We start from the raw sequence: 4,697 nt of genomic DNA on the forward strand, positions 1-4,697 counted from the left end.
CAAAATCTTTTTCGCTAAACATAATCTTTCGAGTTTTAAGTTTAGCACGAAGGTATGCGAAAGAAACATGCTAGTCAATACGCCAATTTTGGAAGCTTACTCATAAAACCTCATCCGCTATTAGCAAAGCGCCCACATCTGGTACATTCAGATGTGGGTGCATTCTTAATACATTGTATTTTGGGCGTTCTAGAACATGTAACCGACACCAAACACGATTGATCGGTTCTTGGCATCACCAGGCCAAACCTCTTTCATTCCAAGCTCATATCCGCCGAATACTTGAAATTGACTAAACTCAACGCCAACCTTACCGTTTAATCCCCAGTCAAATTTTTCTCCTTCAATAGTTCCGTATCCAAGAATCTGAAGCTCTGCTTTTTTCAAAGCGAACGAAGCATAAGGACCAACTTGGCCAAATAAAGCGACATTATCAGACAGATTTACTCGTCCACCAATATTTACTGGTATGACGAGATTGTATGACTTCAATGAGCCATCCAATGTTACTGACTGGCTTGCAACATCAAGAGCTTTTACTTTAAACCTCTTAAACCAAACTGCAATCCAGAGCCAAGATAAACATTTGGTGTGAAGTTATACTCCAAAATCAAGCCACCGCCATAACCAAATGTATTCTCTGCGTCAGGTAATTCTGAGTATTTGCTCATCGACCCTGTAAAAGTTAGACCGTAACGCATCCCTTTTTCAACTTGGGCAGATGCTGTAAGTGTAAACACAGCCATGACTGCCGTTAAAATTAACTTCTTCATAATTTCGATTTTAATTTATGTCAGCGAAGGATGAACCCTTCGCTGACGAACTCCATTGTTTTTGACAATAACTACATCCAACTTTTTGAGATACTTTCGTTATCTCCAATCTAAGACAGACATACCTTGATCGAATTTACCCCAAATAGTTGGATGCTGATTGTGAGGAATTTGGCTTGCCCACGATGAAACCTTTGCGCTAACAAAATTGTAAATTTCGCTGGCAGAAATGATTCTGTCGTTATTTACGTCTGCCGCGCCACATAATCCTTGTGCAAGAAAGTATGTATACAAGCCATTTGGACCTTGTGGCAATTCCAATGATGTTTCATCCAATCTCGATGATAGGAAGAACATAACATCATTGTTTGACACCGCCTGTACTTGCAATTGTGTGCGTTGTTTGCTTAGACCGCCACTAAAGCAAGCATCTGCAAAGACCATTTTGCGACCTGCTCGACAATTACGGAATAGTATCTGCATTTCTTGGTAACTCATTCCGCCCAGATGAGAGTTCGCTTGCATATCGTAGCAACAAAAACCTCCTTCATAGCCATGTCCACTAAAAAAGAATATTACAGCATCTGCAGGCGTTGCTTTAGCAAAAACAGAACGAACAGTTTTTAGAATATTGGCATGTGTTGCCTGAATACCTGTTAAAGTCGTTATGTCTGCATCATGTTGTGCCATAATTTGATTAAATGTTGCAACGTCAGCTTCGGTAAAGGTCAGATCATTTATGTTCTGATAATCAGCTATGCCAACAGATACAACATACGTATTTTGTGCTTTAATTTCAATTGAAGAAAAAAGCAACAATAGCAAAACAATAATACCCTTCAGTGGATTCATTCTATTTATCGTTTGTTTGCTCCTGAATTAGTAATCTCAATTGTAGCATATTCATTTGCGCCTCCATATGAAGCATCGCTTCCTAAACGGAAATAATAATTTATATATCCATTCTCAGGAAGAATATTTTTTCCACGATATGCCTCGTCGTATGCCTGAACCAAAGCATTGATATTCTGATTGAACCAAGCACGTGCAGACTCATTATCTGTCTTACCGATAGCCTTCTTACCTTGAGCATCTGCTTGATTTGCAGAAATCCATTCAGATTTAAAAGCATCAGCAAGATTATTTCCGTTGGCATCAATACAGTTGGTTTCAACGTCAGAAAGTTGGAAATAATAGTTGCCAATTCCCTTGTTAGGATCATCATCGTCCTTACTGCAAGAAGAGATTGATACACATGCGAACACTGCTACGAGTGTAAGCATCAAATACTTAATTGTTGTTTTCATTGTTTGTTGAATTTAAATTTAACACTATATTAGTTATCTATTTCTCGGATTAAGCAAGCAGTTTGGGAAATACTGCCTGATACAAGCTCAAATTCTGTAGATTTCAACATGCCGTTCTTGTGTTCTTCGAACTCAGCCATATATCGGTTATCCCAGATTTTTCCCTTTTTCGGCTTAATCACAGCAACTCGTTTGTAAGTGGTTCTACCATCAGAGGTTTCTCCAACCTCCAATACTTCGAATCTAGAGTTATCGGTTACATCTTCACGAATACCAATATGAGCTGTAATAGGACTAGTACTTAGTAGAGGCGTTCTTACACGGAACTCGGGATGTTCTTTTTGTAATTGTGCAATAGCCTTGTCAATGGCACGAGTACACACCAAACGAATTTGGCTTTCTCTATCATTAACTCCTTTGAAATTGGAATTCTGACTATGTACAGTCTGACTACCGATGTAACTTACTGTGAACAGAGACTTTTGATTCTTGAAGGCCTCTTTTTTGTTCGCATCTGGAGTGGCCGTGTAATATGCATTGTAGAATCCGTCAGAGATCTCCTTTGTCCAATCAAGGCGATACAGATAGGAAGTGACTGTTACATTGAAACCAGAGTAATCGTTGGTAAGTATGCCCGCTACAGGCATGGCAACCATACCAACAATAGGAATTGCTGATAGAGCAATCGCACCAGACATACGCTTTTCTTTTTCACGGCGTTTGTCTCCATATTGAATATCGTTCACAAGAACATAAGTATTGCCTATGAGCTCTTCACCAGCATCATAAATGACACCCTCTTGAGTCTTATGGGAATATAATGCGGTTTGAATGTCAGACGCATTCACATTGTAATAACCCTTTTCCAAAATCTGATTTGGATTAAATGTTCCTGCTTTATCTTGATTAAACCACTTTGCAACAAGTCGTCGACCAATAGCATTGTCACGAAGAAGCATGTCAATATGAGGCTTCTGGTTGTTGGACTTTGTCGTATCACTTTCTTCAAGTACACCAGCCTTGAATACTCGCTTTGATAGGTTGAAGTCATAGAAATTATCCTGAACTGGAATTTTCTCGAATACACCAACCATTTCTTCACAGTATTCCTGATTGTCATGTTTCAGCATGATTGAGTACATAGACCCCTTATGATATTTGAACACGTCCTGAGCGGCAATATTCGATACAGCCCAAAGACACATATATAATATAAATAGTCTTCTGTCCATAACTAAAAATCATAAAAGGCTCGACCTACGCAAAAGGCATCGATCTTCATTGGATTGACTTTATTGAACTTCCACTTGCCGTCATCTTTGTTGTATTCAAACACATCGACTTTTTTGCTGGCATCCAGCGTTGATGTGAAGACTCCGTTTAAGAATGGAATACCTCCGGCTTCAAGCAGAATGTTGTTCACAACTTTAGTGTGTGGCATGGAGTCATCTGTTGCGCTAACCTCTTCATCTTCCTCCCAGTCAACTTCAACATCTGTATTGCCTAACCAATAATTTACAAATGCTTTTATTTGATTTATTGAAGGAATATACCAGCCGTCACCTAATGATTTGCACCAGTTATATACAGGATAGTTCGCAAGTGAGACCCCTTTTGCTGATGCATAGGCAAAAAGTTCGTTTGTATTTGCCTTTCCATCATTTTCGTCAAGCATTGAAACACCTTTGAGAAATGAAGATTTGACACAATACAAATCTTGTTTCCCTCTAAATGCCTTAACGCTCATCATTTGTCCATGAGTACCATCTTCATTTACACTAAAGACGATACCTTTTATCCCATTAACTTGTAGCACATCGCCTTTTTTAACATTTTTGACCTGTGCCGAACAAATTAGGGATGCAAAACACGCAATGAGAATTGTAATTATTTGACGCATTGTTTTTAGAATTTATGTACTGCACGTGCATCGAAGTGAAGAACACGCTTCATGCCAAGAGCATCACCTTCAGAGCGGTGTGCATCTTTTTTCAACTGATACTCCTGTATTTTTACGTTTGGTGCTCCCATAGGATGGTTTACAAGATTTTTACCCTTTTCTGTGTTGATAGTGTAAACTTTACCACCTTCTGCTTCTGTAGAAGAAATCATGCCTGCCAACATCTTAAAGCCCATTGTGCTTGCATTTGAACAGAAGAAGCTATCTCCGCCAGCTTTTTCTACTACCTTATCATAAGCCTTCCATAGCTTGCAACCTTTCTTGTTAAAATCCAGGTTGCCGCCATTGAGATTCTTCCATATAGTATTCAATTCTCCTCGTGAAGGAATATACCAGCCTTCTCCTAGACTGCGAGCCCAAGCGAAAAGAGGAAACTTCTCCCATGACAGATTGTTTTCTGAAACATACTTAGCGATTGCCTCCATGTTTTTCATTCCATCATCTTCGAAGAAGGCGTTTGTTTCCATCTCCAGAGATTTGTCTGCCAACCAATCTTTGTCGCATTCCTTGAGTGAAAGGATAAGACCATGTTTTCCACTTGCATCTACGTCAACTACAAGTCCTCTAAGATTGCCCTGATTGTAGATGTCACCAACTTTGAACTGTGCGTTTGCACTGATTGTGCCGAGAATGGCAGCAACCATCATTAACAATAAC

The 4,697-nt window shown here is 39.3% G+C and carries 6 protein-coding genes and 1 pseudogene; all 7 read right to left on the minus strand.

Translation table 11 applies throughout. From position 1 onward, the window contains the following. Window positions 1-189: 189 nt before the first annotated feature. Window positions 190-492 carry an outer membrane beta-barrel protein gene (locus tag BACCOP_RS19110; protein ID WP_185150233.1) on the minus strand — a complete coding sequence of 101 codons (303 nt, stop codon included), beginning with the start codon at window positions 490-492 and terminating at the stop codon, window positions 190-192. Between the two features lie 44 nt (window positions 493-536). Continuing rightward, a complete protein-coding gene (locus tag BACCOP_RS19115) occupies window positions 537-773 on the minus strand; it encodes a porin family protein (RefSeq protein WP_007572074.1) in 237 nt (78 codons plus the stop codon). Between the two features lie 99 nt (window positions 774-872). Beyond that, window positions 873-1,625, minus strand: coding sequence for a caspase family protein (locus BACCOP_RS19120; RefSeq protein WP_007572076.1), 753 nt, complete (start codon window positions 1,623-1,625; stop codon window positions 873-875). A gap of 5 nt (window positions 1,626-1,630) precedes the next feature. Further along, window positions 1,631-2,080 carry a hypothetical protein gene (locus tag BACCOP_RS19125; RefSeq protein WP_007572078.1) on the minus strand — a complete coding sequence of 150 codons (450 nt, stop codon included), beginning with the start codon at window positions 2,078-2,080 and terminating at the stop codon, window positions 1,631-1,633. A gap of 29 nt (window positions 2,081-2,109) precedes the next feature. Further along, window positions 2,110-3,312, minus strand: coding sequence for a hypothetical protein (locus BACCOP_RS19130; protein ID WP_007572080.1), 1,203 nt, complete (start codon window positions 3,310-3,312; stop codon window positions 2,110-2,112). A gap of 2 nt (window positions 3,313-3,314) precedes the next feature. Beyond that, window positions 3,315-3,980, minus strand: a complete 666-nt coding sequence (locus BACCOP_RS19135) for a hypothetical protein (RefSeq protein ID WP_007572081.1) — start codon at window positions 3,978-3,980, stop codon at window positions 3,315-3,317. A gap of 5 nt (window positions 3,981-3,985) precedes the next feature. Further along, a pseudogene (locus BACCOP_RS20750) lies at window positions 3,986-4,697 on the minus strand (hypothetical protein); the annotation flags it as partial.

Source organism: Phocaeicola coprocola DSM 17136, from assembly GCF_000154845.1.
Taxonomy (GTDB): domain Bacteria; phylum Bacteroidota; class Bacteroidia; order Bacteroidales; family Bacteroidaceae; genus Phocaeicola; species Phocaeicola coprocola.